The sequence below is a fragment of the Nocardioides lijunqiniae genome (genome assembly GCF_015024225.1).
GTDB classification, from domain to species: Bacteria; Actinomycetota; Actinomycetes; order Propionibacteriales; family Nocardioidaceae; genus Nocardioides; species Nocardioides lijunqiniae.
In genome coordinates, this window is sequence record NZ_JACJGM010000019.1 from 78,798 (window position 1) to 95,700 (window position 16,903).

Consider the following 16,903-nt stretch of genomic DNA (forward strand, 5'->3'; position numbering starts at 1 on the left):
CGCCGTCCCGCCCGTCATCCCGAGCCCAGGAGCCGTCCGTGCCCGAGGTCGTGTCCTTCACCGCCCCCTTCGAGGTGGCCCTGGCGCCCACCGACGCCCAGCCGCTGGCGCCGGGGACGGTGCGGGTGCGCACGTGGTACTCCGGCGTCTCCGCCGGCACCGAGCTGACGGCGTACCGCGGGTCCAACCCGTACCTCACCGGCACCTGGGACGCCGAGCGGCGGCTCTTCGTCGAGGGGGCGCCGACGTTCGGCTACCCCGTCGAGGGGTGGGGCTACTCCGAGGTCGGCGAGGTCGTCGAGGTGGCCGACGGGGTGGAGGCACCGGCGGTCGGTGACGTCGTGCACGGCATCTGGGGCCACCGCAGCGAGGCGGTCGTCGCCGCCGCCGCGGTCCGCGACCGGGTGTGGACCGGCGAGGACGCGCTCGCGGGGATCTTCGCCCGCGTCGGCTCGATCGCCCTCAACGCGGTGCTCGCCGCGGAGGCCCGCCTCGGCGACCGCGTGGCGATCTACGGCCAGGGCGTCATCGGCCTGCTGGCCACCCGGCTGGCGGTGCTGAGCGGCGCCGAGGTCGTGGCCGTCGACGGGGTGCCCGACCGGCTCGAGGTGGCGCGCCGCATGGGCGCCACGCACACGCTGACGCCCGACGCCCCGGGCGGGCCCGGCGCGCACGTGCGGGAGTGGTCGGGCGGCGGCGTCGACTCGGCCATCGAGCTCAGCGGCAACGACCGGGCCCTGCACGAGGCCGTGCGGTCCGTGGTCGTCGACGGCACCGTGGTGGCGTCCGGCTTCTACCAGGGAGGCGCCGCCCACCTGCGGCTCGGCGAGGAGTTCCACCACAACCGGGTGCGGATCGTCGCCAGCCAGATCTCCGGTACGCCGCTCGCGCTCGGGCCGCGGTGGGACCAGCCGCGCCTGGTCCGCACGTTCATGGAGCAGGTGCGCCGGGGTCGCGTCGACGTGCGGTCGATCGTCACGGACGTGGTCCCGGCCGCCGACGTCGCCTCGGTCTTCGAGCGGCTCGACCGGGGCGACCCGGGCGTCCTGCAGGCGGTGCTCCGCTTCCCGGCCGCGCCGGAGGAGCGGTGAGCGACCCGGACCCGGCACGGCTCGCGACCGGTCCGCGCTTCCCGGAGGACCGCGGTGGGGTCGCGATCCTCGGTGCCGGCACGATCGCGCAGTCCGCGCACCTGCCGGCCTACGCGCAGCACGGCGTGGGCGTGACCGGCGTCTGGAGCCGTACCGCGGAGACCACGGCGTCGGTCCGCGAGCGGTTCCCCTTCGTCGGCCGCGTCTACGGCAGCGCCGAGGAGCTGCTGGCCGACCCCGAGGTGCGGTTCGTCGACCTCGCCACCGGGCCGGAGGGCCGGCTGGACCGGCTCGAGGCGGCCGTCGAGGCCGGCAAGCACGTGCTCGCCCAGAAGCCGCTCACCCTCTCGCCCGACGACCTCGACCGGCTGCCGGCGCTGCTGGCCCGCGCCGACGAGGCCGGGGTCCGGATCGCCGTCAACCACAACGGGCGCTGGGCGCCGCCGTGGCGCGCGGCCACCCTGCTGGTGCGCGCGGGCGCGATCGGCGACGTCGTGGGCGTCACCCACCTGCACGACAAGGCCCTGCCGCCGCTGGCCGGCACGCCCTTCGACGACGTGCCGCACATGCTGCTCACCGACTACCTCCTGCACTGGGTCGACATCACCCGCACCTGGCTGGCCGAGGGCGGTGCGGGACCGGTCGCCTCGGTGCAGGCCGTCGACTCCCGGGTCCCGGGCCAGCCCGCCGAGGCCCGCAACCCCTGGTCGGCGACGGTGTCGCTCGCCACCGCCTCCGGCGCGACCGCGAGCGTGCGGATCGCCGGCAGCGTCGTCTCCTCCGAGCCCGGCTGTCCCTTCTGGGTGCACGGCACCGGCGGCACCCTGCGCGGCAGCGTGCTCCTGGACTCCGACCGGCTCGAGCTCGACGACGGCGCGCACCGGACCGACGTACCTCTCACGGGGGCGTGGTTCGTCGACGGCTTCGCCGCCGCCATGGGCGAGCTGATGTGCGCGGTCGCCGAGGACCGCGAGCCGGAGAACTCCGCGGCGGACGCCGCCGAGTCGGTGCGCCTCGTCCTCGCGGCCGCCGCCTCGGCCGAGCAGGGCGGCGCCCCGGTCGAGGTGTCGCGGTGAGCGCGCCGGAGCAGGGACGCCCCGTCGACGAGGTGCGGGTCGACGTCGCCGCCGGTCGCGTCTACGCCGAGGGCTGGCAGAGCTGGAGCCCCGCGACCTGGTACGCCGTCGGCGCCACCGGCCGCGCACCGGCCGAGGAGTGGGAGCACCAGATGCGCTTCCGGCCCGGCACCTCCGTCGCCCGCCGCGGCGTCCAGGGCGAGGGGCTCCTGGTCGTGGACCCCGGCACCGGCGCACCGGCGCGCTGCTACGGCTCGAGCGACCCGACGGCCGTGCCGACCCTGCGCGCCCACCTCGAGGGCGACACGCTCCTGGTCCGGGCCACCGGCGCGGTGCAGACCACCGAGCACGCGGGCGGCGGCGAGGCCGCGCTGGCGGCGTACGGCGACTCGCTCGCGGCCGGCGTCGTCCGGCGCACGTTGCCGCCGCCGCGCGTCTGGTGCTCGTGGTACCGGTTCTTCGAGGAGGTCACCGACGACGACGTGCTCGAGGCGGTGCGCGACCTCGACGTCCACGACCTGCCCGTCGACGTGGTCCAGGTCGACGACGGGTGGAGCCCCGGGCTCGGCGAGGGCCTGGTCGTCTCCGACCGCTTCGGGTCGCTGCCCGCGGTCGTCGACGCGATCCGCTCGTCGGGACGCCGGGCCGGGATCTGGCTGGCGCCGTTCGCCGTCGGCGCCGAGACCACGATCGCCCGCGAGCACCCCGACTGGCTGGTCGGGGAGGCCGGCCGCAACTGGGGCCAGGCCCTGCGCGGCCTCGACCTCACGCACCCCGGCGTCCGCGACCGGCTCGCCGAGGCGCTGCAGGGGCTGGTCGCGATGGGCGTGGACTACCTCAAGCTCGACTTCCTCTACGCCGGCGCCGTGCCGGGGCCGCGCCACTCCGGCGTCGACGGCGTCGCCGCCTACCGCTCCGGGCTCGAGCTCGTGCGCGAGGTCGTCGGCCCGGACGTCCAGCTCGTCGGCTGCGGGGCGCCGCTGCTGCCGAGCGTCGGCCTGGTCGACGCCATGCGGGTCTCGCCCGACACCTTCCACGAGGGCGGCGAGGACGGCTCGACCGGCCTGCGGGGCCTGATGCCGCTGGCCGCGCGCGCCTGGCAGCAGGGGCGGCTCTGGGTCAACGACCCCGACTGCGTCGTCGCGCGGCCGTCGTACTCCCAGCGCGAGACGTGGGCCGGTGCCGCCCGCACCTACGGCGGGCTGCCGTCGTTCTCCGACCGGGTCGGCGAGCTCGACGACTGGGGCCTGGACGCCGTCCGGGGACTGCTCGCCGGCGGCGGCACCGCCGAGCCGTTCGCGCCCGACGTGCTCCGCGCCGGCGCCGCCCTGGCGCGCACCGAGGGGGAGCGGTGAGCGGCCCGGTGCGTGCCCGCGCCCTCGCCGACCGGATCGCTCCTCATCTCACGCTGCTCTACCCCGCCGACCACGCCGAGGTCACGGCGCGCCTGGTCGCCCTGGCCGAGCGGTACGCCGCGCGGCTGGCCGGACGGACGGTCGACCCGCCGACCCACCGCACCGCCTGCCTGATCACCTACGGCGACGGCATCCGGCGGCGCGGCGAGGCGCCGCTGCACACGCTCGCGGTCTTCCTGCGCGAGCAGGTCGGCGACGTGCTCAGCGACCTGCACCTGCTGCCGATGTTCCCGTGGACCTCCGACGACGGCTTCGCGGTCGTCGACCACCGGGCGGTCAACCCGGCGCTCGGCACCTGGGACGACGTCGCCGAGCTGGCCGCCGACCGGGCGGTGATGTTCGACTTCGTCGCCAACCACACCTCCGCGCACAGCCCGTGGTTCCTCGGCTGGCTGGCCGGCGACCCGGCGTACGACGGCTTCTACGTCGAGCGCGACCCGGACTTCGACGCCTCCCACGTCGTGCGCCCGCGCACGACGCCGCTCTTCCACCCCTACCTGCGCCCCGACGGCACGAAGCGCTGGGCGTGGACGACGTTCGGCGACGACCAGGTCGACGTCGACGTGCGCCGGCCCGGCACCTTCGAGGAGCTGACCGACGTGCTGCTCGGCTACCTCGACCGGGGCGCGTCGGCCGTGCGGCTCGACGCGATCGGCTTCCTGTGGAAGGAGTCCGGCACCACCTGCCTGCACCTGCCGCAGACGCACGCGGCGATCAAGGTGTGGCGGGCGCTCGTCGAGCACGTCGCGCCCGGCGCCCGGCTGCTGACCGAGACCAACGTGCCGCACGCCGAGAACATCTCCTACTTCGGTGAGGGCCACGACGAGGCCCACCTCGTCTACCAGTTCGCGCTGCCCCCGCTGGTGCTGCACTCCTTCGTCGCCGGGTCCACCGCGCGGCTGAGCGCCTGGGCCGACGGCGTCGGGCCGGTCAGCGACACCGCCACCTGGTTCAACTTCCTGGCCAGCCACGACGGCATCGGCATGCGCGCCACCGAGGGGATCCTCGACGACGCCGAGCGCGAGGCGCTGGTCGAGCGCACCCGCTCGCACGGCGGCGAGATCTCCTGGGCGGGCCGGCCCGACGGCAGCCGGTCGGTCTACGAGCTCAACCTCAGCTACCTCGACGCGCTCTGCACCGTCGAGGAGGCGCACGACCCCGCGGTGCTCGCCGCCAAGGCGCTGGCCGCGCATAGCATCCTGTTCGTGTTCCTCGGGGTCCCGGCGGTCTACCACCACTCGCTCGTGGGGTCGCCGCCCGACCTCGAGGGGATGGTCGAGAGCCGCATCAACCGTCGCATCAACCGCGCGGTGCTCGACGCGGACCGGCTCGCCGCCGAGCTGGTCGACGACCCGCGTCGCCGGGCCGTCTTCGAAGGCATGCGCCACCTGCTCGACGTACGACGGCGGCACGAGGCGTTCTCGCCGTTCGGCACCCAGCGGGTCGAGCTGCTCGACGACCGGGTCTTCGCGGTGCGCCGCGGCGAGGGCACCGACGACGAGCTCCTGTGCGTCACCAACGTGTCCGGCGAGGAGCTGACCCTGCCGGTGCGCGGGCTCGACGTCCTCACCGGGGAGCGCGTCGACCCGCTGGTGCTGCGGCCCTGGGGCTACGCCTGGGTCAGGCAGGAGGCGTGAGCCGGCTGCGCGTCGTCGTCGCGATGGACTCCTTCAAGGGCTCCCTGGCCAGCGACTCGGCCGGCGAGGCGGTGCGGCTCGGCGTCCTGGACGCCGCGCCCGATGCCGAGGTGCTCGTGCTGCCGCTCGCCGACGGCGGCGAGGGCACGGTCGAGGCGCTCACCCGGGGCGCCGGCGGCCGGGCGGTCGGGACCGACGCGGTCGACGCGCTGGGACGCCCGCTGCGTGCTGCGTACGTCGCCCTGCCCGACGGCACCGCGGTGGTGGAGGCGGCACGGACCATCGGCCTCGAGCGGCTGACGGTCGTCGACGACTCCGTGCCCCCGCGGGCCTCCTCGACCGGACTCGGGCTCCAGCTCCGCCAGGCGCTGGCGGCCGGCAGCGGGCCGGTGCTGGTCGGGCTCGGTGGCAGCGCCACCACCGACGGCGGCACCGGGATGCTGCGCGCGCTGGGCGCCGACGTCCGCGGCGGGGAGGAGGGCAACCCGCTGTGGTCGTTCGCCTCGCTGGACGCCGCGACCCTGCCCGACATGGCGCGCGTCGTCGTGCTCTCCGACGTGACCAACCCGCTGACCGGCGAGGTCGGGGCCGCCCGGGTGTTCGGACCGCAGAAGGGCGCCACCGCGGAGCAGGTCGAGCACCTCGAGGCGCAGATGCTCCGCTGGGCGGCGGCCCTGGACGCGGCCCGCCCGGTCTCGGCGCTCCCGGGCGCCGGCGCCGCCGGAGGGCTCGGCGCCGCGCTGCTGGCCTGCGGTGCCCGGCTCGTCGGTGGCTTCGAGGAGGTCGCGCGCCGCAGCGGGCTGGCCGAGGCGGTCGTCGGCGCCGACCTGGTCGTCACCGGCGAGGGCTCCCTCGACCACCAGACGGCGATGGGCAAGGGGCCCGCCGGCGTCGCCCGGCTGGGTCACGACGCGGGCGCGCTCGTGGTCGGGCTGGCCGGGCGCGTGGACCGCCCGGCGCCCGCGCCGTTCGACGCGGTCTTCGCGATCCACGGCGAGCCGCGCAGCCTCGCGGCCGCGCTGGACCCCGCGACCGCCGCCGCCGAGCTGCGGGCGACGGCGCACGAGGTGGTGGCGCTGCTCGGGCACCGAGCCCCCCGAGGGGCCCGGTAGCCCGGCAGCGTCGTGGTGCTCGGGCCGGTCAGGCGCTGAGTCGCGCCCCGCTGGCGGTGTCGAACACGTGCACCTTGTCGGGCGTCGTCGCGAGGTGCACCGTCGCGCCCTTGACGAGGTCGCGACGCGCCTCGACGCGCACGACCATCTGGTGCAGCGGGTCGGAGCCCTCGGCGGCCGGCGTGCCGTAGAGGTAGGCGTCGGCGCCGAGCTCCTCGATCACCGCCACCTTGATCGGGTAGCCCGCCTCGCCCTCCTCGGCCAGGCGCCACGACTCGGGCCGGACGCCCAGCGTGACCTCGCCGTCGGCGCGCGAGAGCGCCTCGCGGTCGACCAGCAGCTCGTGCCCGTCGACCTCGACGCGGCCGTCGGCGCCGACCTTGCCCGAGAGCAGGTTCATCGCCGGCGAGCCGATGAAGCCGGCCACGAACAGGTTGGCGGGCCGGTCGTAGAGAGCGAGCGGGGTGTCGACCTGCTGGAGGATGCCGTCCTTGAGCACGGCCACCCGGTCGCCCATCGTCATCGCCTCGACCTGGTCGTGGGTGACGTAGACGGTGGTGATGCCCAGGCGCTGCTGGAGCGCGGCGATCTGGGTGCGGGTGGAGACGCGGAGCTTGGCGTCGAGGTTCGACAGCGGCTCGTCCATGCAGAACACCTGCGGCTGGCGCACGATCGCGCGGCCCATGGCGACGCGCTGGCGCTGGCCGCCGGAGAGCGCCTTGGGCTTGCGGCCGAGGTAGTCCTCCAGGTCGAGCAGCTTGGCCGCCTCCTGGACGCGGGTGCTGCGCTCGGCCTTGCTGACCCCGGCCATCTTGAGCGCGAAGCCCATGTTCTCGGCGACGGTCATGTGGGGGTAGAGCGCGTAGTTCTGGAACACCATCGCGATGTCACGGTCCTTGGGCGGGACGTGGGTGATGTCGCGATCGCCGATCCTGATCGTCCCGTCCGTCACCTCCTCGAGTCCCGCGAGCATGCGGAGGGAGGTGGACTTGCCGCATCCCGAGGGGCCGACGAGGACCATGAACTCCCCGTCCTCGATCTCGAGGTTGAGGTCGTCCACGGCCGGCGTGTCCGACCCCGGGTAGATGCGCTGAGCGTTCTCGAAGCTGACAGAAGCCATGACGAGGCCATCCCTTCACCGGCAGGCACGTGCCGGACGATCCGTAGTGAGAGGGTCGACCGGGTGATCCCGGTCACAGCGGACTGTAGTCGGCGCGGCGCGGGGTGGCCAGGGTCACGGGTGAGCGGCTCGCGTGCGGAGCAGGGTTTTCAGCAGATGCTGAAAAACCTGAGGTTCTGGGCCGAAATTGCGGCCCAGAGGCGAGGGGAAAGGCCCAGAACCTTGCCGGTGCTACTCGGCTGGGGCGCCGCAGCGACTCAGAGGGCGGCGCCGTCGCCGGCGCCGCGGTCGGACGCGGCCTCGCGGGTGATCAGCTCGAGGAACTCGTCGGCCATGTCGAGCTGGCGGGCGAGGGCGGCGCGGCGCTCGACGGCCTCGGTGCGGATGGCGTCCACACGGGCGCGCGCCGTACGTCGTGCCTCGGCGTCGGCCGCCGCGTCGCGCAGGGTCTCGGTGTCGTCGAGGACGGCCTTCATCTGCTCGAGGGTGAAGCCGAGCGGCTTCATCCGCCGGATCACGAGGATCCTCTCGACGTCCGACTCCTGGTAGAGGCGGAAGCCGCCGTCGCTGCGGCCCGACGGGTGCAGCAGCCCGACCTCGTCCCAGTGGCGCAGGCTGCGCAGCGACAGCGACGTGCGGGCGGCCACCTCGCCGATGTGCATCGCGGAGGAGCGCTCGCGCGGGGCGTCGGTATCGGTCACGGTGGTCAGCCTCACGGTCGGGACGGCTCAACCCTACCCTTACGTGAGGGTAGGGTTGGGAACGACGCCGGCGGCCTCCCGGCTCGATGCCCGCGTCCGCCCTCGTCCCGCGGGCGGCCCTCGTCCCAGCGGCCGCGCCCACCGCGCCCCGACCCGCCCCATCCCGAACGGAGCACGACCATGCCCGCCGCCACCTCCCGCCATCCCCTGCCGGAGACGCCGACGGTGCGCGACGCCCTGCGCTCACCGCGGCTGCTGCGCACGGAGGTCCTGGCCGGGCTGGTCGTCGCGCTCGCGCTGATCCCCGAGGCCATCTCGTTCTCGATCATCGCCGGGGTCGACCCGCGCGTGGGGCTGTTCGCGTCGTTCACGATGGCGGTCGCCATCTCGTTCCTCGGCGGACGCCCCGCGATGATCTCGGCCGCGACCGGCGCGGTCGCGCTCGTCATCGCGCCGGTCATGCGCGACCACGGCTACGACTACCTGATCGCCACCGTCCTGCTGGGCGGCGCCATCCAGGTCGTGCTGGCGCTGGCCGGGGTGGCGCGGCTGATGCGGTTCATCCCGCGCTCGGTGATGGTCGGGTTCGTCAACGCCCTCGCGATCCTGATCTTCCAGGCCCAGATCGAGCACCTGGTCGACGTGCCGTGGCTGGTCTACCCGATGGTCGCCGTCGGCATCGCCGTGCTGGTGGGGCTGCCGCGGGTCTCGAACGTCGTCCCGGCGCCGCTGGTCGCCATCGTCGCCCTGACGGCGTTCACGGTCGTGGGCGGGCTCACCGTGCCGGACGTCGGCGACGAGGGGGAGCTGCCCGACAGCCTGCCCACGCTGTTCCTCCCCGACGTGCCGCTCACCCTCGACACGCTCCAGGTCATCGCGCCGTACGCGCTGGCCATGGCGCTCGTCGGGCTCCTGGAGTCGCTGCTGACGGCCAAGCTGGTCGACGACATCACCGACACCCCGTCGGCCAAGACCCGCGAGGCGTGGGGCCAGGGTGCCGCCAACGTCGTCACCGGCCTCTTCGGCGGCATGGGCGGCTGCGCCATGATCGGCCAGACGATGATCAACGTGAAGGTCTCGGGTGCGCGCACGCGGATCTCCACGTTCCTCGCGGGCGTCTTCCTGCTGATCCTGGTGGTCGGGTTCGGCGACGTCGTGGCGCTCATCCCGATGGGCGCGCTCGTCGCGGTGATGGTCATGGTCTCGGTCGGCACCTTCGACTGGCACTCCGTGCACCCCGGCACGCTGCGGCGGATGCCGCGCTCCGAGACCGCGGTGATGCTCGCGACGGTCGTCGTCACGGTGCTGAGCCACAACCTCGCGCTCGGCGTCGGCGCGGGGGTGCTGGTCGCGATGACCCTCTTCGCGCGGCGCGTCGCCCACGTCACCGAGACCCGCCGCGAGCTCGTCGAGGAGCCGGACGGCAGCACCACCGCGGTCTACACGGTCACGGGCGAGCTGTTCTTCGCCTCGAGCAACGAGCTCTACACCCGGTTCGACTACGCCGGCGACCCGGCGAGGGTGGTCGTCGACCTGTCGGCCTCGCACGTCTGGGACGCCTCCACCGTCGCCTCGCTGGACGCCATCACCGCGAAGTACGCGCGCAAGGGCACCACCGTGGAGATCGTCGGCCTCGACGAGGCGAGCGCCGAGCGTCACGGCCGGCTCACCGGACGGCTCGCCACGCACTGAGCGGCCGGCGCTAGGACCGCAGGTAGGTCAGCGTCGCCAGCACCCGGCGGTGCCCGCTGTCGGAGGTCGAGAGCCCGAGCTTGGAGAAGATGTTGCCGATGTGCTTGCTGACGCCGGTGTCGGAGAGCACCAGCTCGCGGGAGATGTCGGCGTTCGACCTGCCCTCGGCGACCAGCGAGAGCACCTCCCGCTCGCGCGGCGTGAGCGAGCGGATCGGGTCGTTGCCCGACCGGCGGCTGAGCAGCTGCGCGATGACCTCGGGGTCCATCGCGGTGCCGCCGTCGAGGACCCGGCGCAGCGCGTCGACGAACTGCCCGACGTCGCCGACGCGATCCTTGAGCAGGTAGCCGACGCCGCCGGACCCGCCGGAGAGCAGCCGGCCGGCGTACTGGTCCTCCACGTGCGCGGAGAGCACGAGCACCGGGAAGCCGGGCTGCCGCTCGCGCAGCTCGAGGGCCGCGCGCAGACCCTCGTTGGTGAACGTCGGCGGCATCCGCACGTCGAGCACGGCGCCGTCGACGCCCTCCTCGCGGTGCGCGTCGTAGGCCGTGAGCAGGTCGTCGGCGTTGTCGACGGCCTCCACGACCGTGAACCCCTCGCTCTCCGCGAGCAGGGTCAGGCCGGCGCGCAGCAGCGCGTCGTCCTCGGCGATCAGAATCCGCATGGAAGCTCCACCCTCACCATCGTCGGCCCTCCGGCCGGGCTGATCAGCTGCAGGTCGCCCTCGAAGGCGGCGGCGCGGCGGCGGATGCCGGCCAGGCCGCTGCCGGTGCCATGGTCGACGGCGCCGCCGTGGCCGTCGTCGCGCACCTCCACGACCAGGACCTGCTCGGCGGCGCCCTCCGTGACGCCCTGCTCGATGACGCTCTGCTCCGTGCGCAGCGACACGTCGATCCGCGAGGCGCCGGAGTGCTTCATCGCGTTGGTGAGCGCTTCCGCGAGCACGAAGTACGCCGCCGACTCCACCGCCGCCGGCGCGCGACGCAGCCCGCGGACGTCGAGCGTGCACGGGATCGTGGACCGGCTCGTGAGCGACGAGGCCGCGTCGCCCAGGCCCAGCTCGTCGAGCACCGGCGGGTAGATGTCGTGCACGGCCGTGCGCAGCCCCGACAGGGCGTCGCCGGCCGCGTCCTGGGCCCGCTCGAGGAGCGGCAGGGCGTTGGTCGCTCCGCTCTCCAGGGCCCGTCGGGCCATGCCGAGCATCATCACGACCGACACCAGGCGGTTCTGGGCGCCGTCGTGGAGCTCGCGCTCGATCCGCCGCAGCTCGGCGGCGTGCGCGTCCAGCGCGGCGGCCCGGCTCACCGAGAGCGCGTCGACCCGCTGCGCGAGCACCTCCGAGCGCGGCGGCTCGAGGATCCCGAGGGTGCCCCAAGCGATCCGGCGCGAGGTCCACGGGACCAGCACCCACGCCAGGGCGCCGTAGAGGAGGCCCAGCGCCACGGTCGCGCCCGCGCGCCTCCAGCTGGTGATCTCGAAGGCCAGCGACATCGGCGCGTCGTCGGGGAACAGCCACCACCAGGGGGCCACGAGGGAGTAGAGCACCGGGGCGACGCTCAGCGCCACGAGCAGCAGCGACAGCCCGAAGACGACGGTGGCGTGCAGGACCAGCCACCCCAGGTTGCGCCGGGTCTGCGGCGCTCCCAGGCTGGCCGCGGCCTCCTTCGGCAGCTCCGTCGTACGACGGTCGGCGGCGAGGCGGCCCGCGGCGTCGTGCGCGCGCAGCGCGAGGCGGTGGACCAGGTCGAGGGTGGGCGAGCCGCCCGTGCGCCCGCCGGCCAGCACCGCCAGCGGCAGCACCAGGACGCTCGCGACCAGCAGCGCCATCGAGGCCGGCCAGGAGGCGGCCTCGACCGCGAGGTAGCGCAGGTCGCGACCGCGGCGCCTCAGGGCGGGGGGCGTCGTCACGGTCACCGGTCCATTCTCGCGGTCGCGCGTCCCGTTGTCGGTAGAGCTGGCTACACCATCAAGACGGTAGTCACCACCGTCGCGAGCGGGGCCTGCCGAACCTAGCGTCGAAGGCACATCCCGATGCAGGACGACGAAGGACGGACCATGCCGACCCAGGACCTCACCACACCCCCCACGACCACCACGGCGGTCGCGCTCTCGCTGCGCCACGTCACCAAGACCTACGGCAGCGGGCCCCGCCCGGTCACCGCCCTGCGCGACGTCTCCGTCGAGATCCCCACCCGGTCGTTCACGGCCGTCATGGGCCCCTCCGGCTCCGGCAAGAGCACGCTGCTCCAGGCGGCCGCGGGGCTGGACCGCCCCGACAGCGGCACCGTCGTCGTCGGCGGCACCGACATCTCCCAGCTGCGCACCAAGGCACTGACGACCTTCCGCCGCGACCACGTCGGCTTCGTCTTCCAGGCCTACAACCTGCTGCCGCACCTCTCGGTCGAGCAGAACGTCACGCTGCCGCTGCTCCTCAGCGGTGACGCCGTCGACCGTGCCTGGCTGGCGCACATCCTCGACGCGGTCGGCCTGGCCGATCTGACCGGACGGATGCCCTCGGAGCTGTCGGGCGGCCAGCAGCAGCGCGCGGCGATCGCCCGCGCCCTCGTCACGCGGCCGGCGGCGGTCTTCGCCGACGAGCCGACCGGCGCCCTCGACTCCGTCACCGGTCACCAGGTGCTCGAGCTGCTGCGGCAGACGGCCAAGGACCTCGACCAGACGGTCGTTATGGTCACCCACGACGCCGTCGCCGCGGGCTACGCCGACCGGGTGCTGTTCCTCGCCGACGGCGAGCTGGTGGGCGCGATGGACGCGCCCGACGCCCGCCGCGTGGCCGAGCACATGACGACGATGATGGCGGGGCGCTGACATGTGGGGCCTCGCCTACGCCGGGATCCGCCGCCACCGGGGCGGGTTCGTGGGCGTGTTCGTCGCGGTGCTGCTCGCCTCGACGCTGATGACCGGGCTCGGGGTGCTGATGGAGTCCGGGCTGCGCGGCGGCGTGCCGCCCGAGCGCTACGCCTCCGCCGACGTCATGGTCGGTGGGCGCCAGTCGCTGCCGGTCGAGGAGGACCTCGCCGTCCCGTTCGCCGAGCGGGTGACGCTGCCGCAGGAGGCCGTCGAGGAGATCGCCGCCCTCCCGGGCGTGGAGCGGGCCGTCGCGGACGTCAGCGTGCCCCTCGGCACCGCCGACGACCGGAGGGTCGACGCGCACGGCTGGGGCTCCGCGGCCCTCGGCTCGCAGGAGCTGGTGGACGGGGAGGAGCCGCAGGGCGACCTGGACGTCGTGGTCGGCACCGGCCTCGGTCTCGAGCCGGGCGACGAGCTCGTGCTCACCCACGGCGCGACCCCGACGACGTACGCCGTCAGCGGCACCGTCCGCGGCGACGACGCGACCGTGCTGCTCAGCGACGAGCGGGCCGAGGAGCTGTGGCCCCACCCGGGACGCGTCGCGGCCGTGGGCGTGATCGCGGCCTCGGGCACCGACGCCGACGAGCTCGCGGCGACCGTGGAGCGTGACGTGGACGGCGTGGAGGCCTACACCGGCAGCCGTCGCGGCGACCTGGAGTCGCTGGCGTCGTTCTCCTCGCGCGAGCAGCTGATGGTGCTCAGCAGCTCCTTCATCGGCGTGGCCCTGGCCATCGCGGTCTTCGTCGTGGCGGGGACGCTGTCCATCGCCGTGGGCCAGCGGCGCCGGGAGTTCGCCCTCCTGCGCGCGGTCGGCGCGCTGCCCGGCCAGGTGCAGGGGCTGATCCGGCGCGAGGTGCTGGTCGTCGCCGGCGTGGCCGCGCTGCTCGGCGTCGGCCCCGGTCTCTGGATGGCGCGCGTGCTGGGTGACCAGTTCTCCCGGGCGGGCGTCATGCCCGCCGACTTCGCCCTCGCCTACAGCCCGATCCCGGCGCTCGGCGCCGTCGTGCTCTGCCTCGTGAGCGCCGTCGGCGCAGCGGCCCTCGCCGGGCGACGCACGTCGCGCATCTCCCCGGTCGAGGCGCTCGCCGAGGCCGACGTCGAGAGCCCCGAGCTCTCGCGGCTGCGCACCGTGAGCGGCCTCGTCCTGATCGGGCTCGGGCTGGCCTGCGCCGGCGTGCCGTACGTCGTGTCCGGCGTCGCCGGCCTCGCGGCCGCGGCCAGCGCCGCGCTGCTGCTGCTCTTCGGGGTGGGACTGCTCGGGCCGCAGATCGTGCAGCGCGTCGTCGGGCTGGCGCACCGCGTCACCCGGCGCAGCAGCTCTCCCAGCCTCACCCTGGCGACCGCCAACCTGCGCGGCTACACCCGCCGCTCCGCCTCGGCCGTCGTGCCGCTGGCGCTGGCGATGTCGTTCGCGTGCGTGCAGCTGTTCCTGCCGACCACCGTGGAGGCGGAGGCCTCCGCCCAGTCGCGCGAGGGACTCGTGGCCGACTACGTGGTGGCGGCGCCGGCCGGCATCTCGGGCGACGCCGCGCAGCAGGTCGCCGCGCTCGACGGCGTCGACGACGTCAACCGGGTCGTGCGCAGCCAGGTGCTCCTGACCGGGACCCTGCTCGGCGACCCGACCACGGAGGCGTTCGCGGCCCAGGGCGTCGACCCGCAGTCGCAGGACGCCACCCAGGACCTGGACGTGACCGACGGCTCGGTCGCCGACCTGGGCCGGCCCGGCACGGTCGCGCTGAGCGCGGAGGCCGCCGGCTTCGTCGGGGCCGACGTCGGCGAGACCGTCTCGCTGCGCCTGGGTGACGGCGCCGCCGCGGACGCGACCGTCGTGGCGACGTACGAGCGGGGGCTGGGCTTCGGCGACGTCACGATGGACGGCGAGACCCTGCGCGAGCACACCACCGCGGGCCTCGACGACTACCTGCTGGTCAACGTCGCCGACGGGCAGCAGGCACAGGTGGAGGCCGCCGTGGGCGAGCTGGGGCTGGCCCCGAGCAGCGCCGAGTCGCTGGCCGAGGAGGGCTCCGCCGAGCGCGACTCGCAGGCCTGGGTCAACCGGATCGCGCTCAGCGTGATCCTCGGCTACGTCGCCCTCTCGGTGGTCAACAGCCTGGTCATGGCCACCTTGGGCCGGCGCCGGGAGCTCACCCTGCTGCGGCTGGTGGGGGCGCAGGACCGCCAGGTGCGGGCGATGACGCTGATCGAGTCGCTGGCCACGGGCGCGATCGCGGTCGCCCTGGGCGTGCTGGTCGCCGTGCCGCCGCTGGTCGGCATCGCGGTCGGGGTGTCGGGGCAGCCGCTGCCCTCGATCGTGCCGCTCGAGCTGCTCTCCATCGCGGCCGGCGTGATGGTGCTCGGCGTGGCCGCCGTCGCGCTGCCGACCCGGTCGCTGACCCGGCAGCAGCCTGCCCTCTGAGCGGCCGACCGATCGACCCGCGGGCCCGCCACGGCGGGCCCGCGGGTCAGGTCACGGCGAAGACTCGGTTTGGACACAGTGCTTGACAACACACCGGCTAAAAAGGATCCTCATCCTACTAAATGTGTCCCAGGATGGAGACCGCCTTGAAGAGAACAATCAGCACCGCCCTCGCCGCGTGTGTCGTCGCGCTGTCCCTGACGGCCTGCGGGTCCGGCAGCAGCGACAGCGACAGCGGCAACGCGGCGGACGAGCTTCGCCTCGGCATCGCCCTCGGCGACCTCGCCACGTTCGACCCCGCCCGGGTGCTCGCGGACGCCATGCAGCTGGTGATCCCGATGTACGCCGAGACGCTGGTCGACGTCGACCAGGACGACCCGAAGACCGTGCTGCCGAACCTGGCCACCTCCTGGGAGGCCTCCGAGGACCTGAAGACCTACACCTTCAAGCTCCGCGACGACGTCACCTTCCCCAGCGGCAACACCATGACCGCCGAGGACGTGAAGTTCAGCCTCGAGCGGGTCAAGAACGTCCAGGGCGCCTCGGCGTTCAAGATGGGCATCGTCGACTCGGTCAACGTCGTCGACGACACCACCGTCGAGTTCGTGCTCACCGGCCCCGACAGCTCGTTCCCCTCGCGCATGGCCGCGCCGTACCTGTCGGTCTTCGACTCGAAGGTGCTCCAGGAGAACGGCGCCGTCTCGGACGCCTCCGCCGTCACCGCCGACGACGCGCAGGCGTTCATGGACAAGACCACGGTCGGCACCGGCCCCTACGAGCTCGAGGAGTGGCGCCGCAACTCCGAGGTCGTCTTCAAGCTCCGCGACGACTACTGGGGCGAGGCCCCGGCCTTCGACACGATCGTCCTCGAGGACATCCGTGACGCCTCCACGCAGGCCCAGCTGGTCGAGCGCGGCGACATCGACATCGCGATGGACATCGAGCCCGACACCGCCGCCTCGCTCGAGGGCAAGGACGGCATCAAGGTCGTCACCGAGCCCTCGTTCAACATCAACTACCTGGCGATGAACCACCAGAGCAAGGACGCCCCCGAGCTCGCCGACGACAAGGTGCGTCAGGCCATCCAGATGGCCGTCGACTACGACGGCATCAGCTCGGCCCTGGCCGACGGTGCCCCGCGTCCCGCCGCCGTCGTCCCGCTCGGCTTCGTCGGTGCCGACAAGGTCGAGCCCATCGGCTACGACCCCGACGCCGCCAAGAAGCTGCTCGACGAGGCCGGCGTCTCCGGCCTCGAGCTCGACGTCGAGTTCGCCAACGTGACCTGGTACGGCGTCTCCCAGCAGAGCCTGTGGGAGAAGCTGCAGTCCGACTTCGACAAGGTCGGCATCAAGGTCAACATCCGCCCGGTCGAGTACGAGAAGTGGATCGAGGGCTACCGCGCCGGCGAGTTCTCGATCACCTCGGGCCTGTGGGCGCCGGAGGACTTCGACTCCTCGTCGTACTTCGACCCGTTCGGTCGCGAGGCCGGCATCTACGGCGAGCGCACCTCGATGGACTTCCCCATCGGCCAGAAGCTCTACGACGAGTACCTCGCCGAGAAGGACCCGGCCGGCCGCGAGACGATCGCCGAGGAGCTCATCACCGCGATGCGCGACGACGCGACGCTGATCCCGCTGTTCCAGGCCAACAAGTTCCTGGTGCACTCGGACGCGGTCACCGGGGTCCGCTACAGCCCGAACAAGCAGATCCGCCTGGCGGAGATCAAGCCCAGCTGATCCCCGCCGGTCGGCTCCCGCTGACCAGCTCCACCCGCG

Annotated in this window: 13 protein-coding genes; 9 read left to right on the top strand and 4 right to left on the bottom strand. The window is 74.0% G+C overall.

Annotation, left to right across the window (positions count from 1 at the left end; genetic code table 11):
* Positions 1 to 38: 38 nt before the first annotated feature.
* Genes IRQ30_RS24205 through IRQ30_RS13045 form a run of 5 tightly spaced genes read left to right on the top strand, consistent with a single transcriptional unit; the run spans position 39 to position 6,331 of the window.
* Entirely contained in the window at positions 39 to 1,091 is a 1,053-nt protein-coding gene (locus IRQ30_RS24205) for a zinc-binding dehydrogenase (protein WP_193613260.1), read from the top strand.
* On the top strand, positions 1,088 to 2,167 hold the full coding sequence (locus tag IRQ30_RS24210) for a Gfo/Idh/MocA family oxidoreductase (protein WP_193613261.1): 1,080 nt from the start codon (positions 1,088 to 1,090) through the stop codon (positions 2,165 to 2,167). Before IRQ30_RS24205 ends, IRQ30_RS24210 begins: the two co-directional genes overlap by 4 nt.
* The gene (locus IRQ30_RS13035; RefSeq protein WP_193613262.1) at positions 2,164 to 3,522 is read left to right on the top strand and encodes an alpha-galactosidase; all 1,359 of its coding nucleotides are present in this window, start codon (positions 2,164 to 2,166) and stop codon (positions 3,520 to 3,522) included. Before IRQ30_RS24210 ends, IRQ30_RS13035 begins: the two co-directional genes overlap by 4 nt.
* Positions 3,519 to 5,219, top strand: coding sequence for an alpha-amylase family glycosyl hydrolase (locus tag IRQ30_RS13040; protein ID WP_338089690.1), 1,701 nt, complete (start codon positions 3,519 to 3,521; stop codon positions 5,217 to 5,219). Before IRQ30_RS13035 ends, IRQ30_RS13040 begins: the two co-directional genes overlap by 4 nt.
* Positions 5,216 to 6,331, top strand: coding sequence for a glycerate kinase (locus IRQ30_RS13045; protein ID WP_193613264.1), 1,116 nt, complete (start codon positions 5,216 to 5,218; stop codon positions 6,329 to 6,331). The genes IRQ30_RS13040 and IRQ30_RS13045 overlap by 4 nt, the downstream gene beginning before the upstream one ends.
* A gap of 28 nt (positions 6,332 to 6,359) precedes the next feature.
* Here the strand turns inward: IRQ30_RS13045 and IRQ30_RS13050 are convergent, their stop codons facing one another.
* Together IRQ30_RS13050 and IRQ30_RS13055 are read right to left on the bottom strand one after the other, a co-directional pair.
* The gene (locus tag IRQ30_RS13050) at positions 6,360 to 7,451 is read right to left on the bottom strand and encodes an ABC transporter ATP-binding protein (protein ID WP_193613266.1); all 1,092 of its coding nucleotides are present in this window, start codon (positions 7,449 to 7,451) and stop codon (positions 6,360 to 6,362) included.
* A gap of 257 nt (positions 7,452 to 7,708) precedes the next feature.
* Positions 7,709 to 8,152: a MerR family transcriptional regulator gene (locus tag IRQ30_RS13055; protein WP_338089691.1), complete on the bottom strand. Its 444-nt coding sequence runs from the start codon at positions 8,150 to 8,152 to the stop codon at positions 7,709 to 7,711.
* 180 nt (positions 8,153 to 8,332) lie between these two features.
* Here IRQ30_RS13055 and IRQ30_RS13060 point away from each other — a divergent pair, with 180 nt between their 5' ends.
* Positions 8,333 to 9,844, top strand: coding sequence for a SulP family inorganic anion transporter (locus IRQ30_RS13060; protein ID WP_193613268.1), 1,512 nt, complete (start codon positions 8,333 to 8,335; stop codon positions 9,842 to 9,844).
* A 10-nt stretch (positions 9,845 to 9,854) separates the two neighbouring features.
* On the opposite strand, the gene IRQ30_RS13065 is transcribed toward IRQ30_RS13060, so the two are convergent.
* Entirely contained in the window at positions 9,855 to 10,508 is a 654-nt protein-coding gene (locus IRQ30_RS13065; protein ID WP_193613270.1) for a response regulator transcription factor, read from the bottom strand.
* Complete coding sequence (locus IRQ30_RS13070; RefSeq protein ID WP_338089692.1) at positions 10,496 to 11,758, bottom strand: sensor histidine kinase; 1,263 nt, start codon at positions 11,756 to 11,758, stop codon at positions 10,496 to 10,498. Before IRQ30_RS13070 ends, IRQ30_RS13065 begins: the two co-directional genes overlap by 13 nt.
* 141 nt (positions 11,759 to 11,899) lie before the next feature.
* Between IRQ30_RS13070 and IRQ30_RS13075 the strand changes: the two genes are divergently transcribed.
* The 3 genes from IRQ30_RS13075 to IRQ30_RS13085 all read left to right on the top strand — a co-directional run bounded on the left by IRQ30_RS13075 (position 11,900) and on the right by IRQ30_RS13085 (position 16,864).
* Positions 11,900 to 12,670 (top strand): ABC transporter ATP-binding protein, encoded by a 771-nt coding sequence (locus tag IRQ30_RS13075; RefSeq protein ID WP_193608013.1) that lies wholly within the window; start codon positions 11,900 to 11,902, stop codon positions 12,668 to 12,670.
* A 1-nt stretch (position 12,671) separates the two neighbouring features.
* Positions 12,672 to 15,128, top strand: coding sequence for an ABC transporter permease (locus IRQ30_RS13080; protein ID WP_193613272.1), 2,457 nt, complete (start codon positions 12,672 to 12,674; stop codon positions 15,126 to 15,128).
* Positions 15,129 to 15,262: 134 nt separating this feature from the next.
* Positions 15,263 to 16,864, top strand: a complete 1,602-nt coding sequence (locus IRQ30_RS13085; protein WP_193613274.1) for an ABC transporter substrate-binding protein — start codon at positions 15,263 to 15,265, stop codon at positions 16,862 to 16,864.
* Positions 16,865 to 16,903 lie beyond the last annotated feature (39 nt).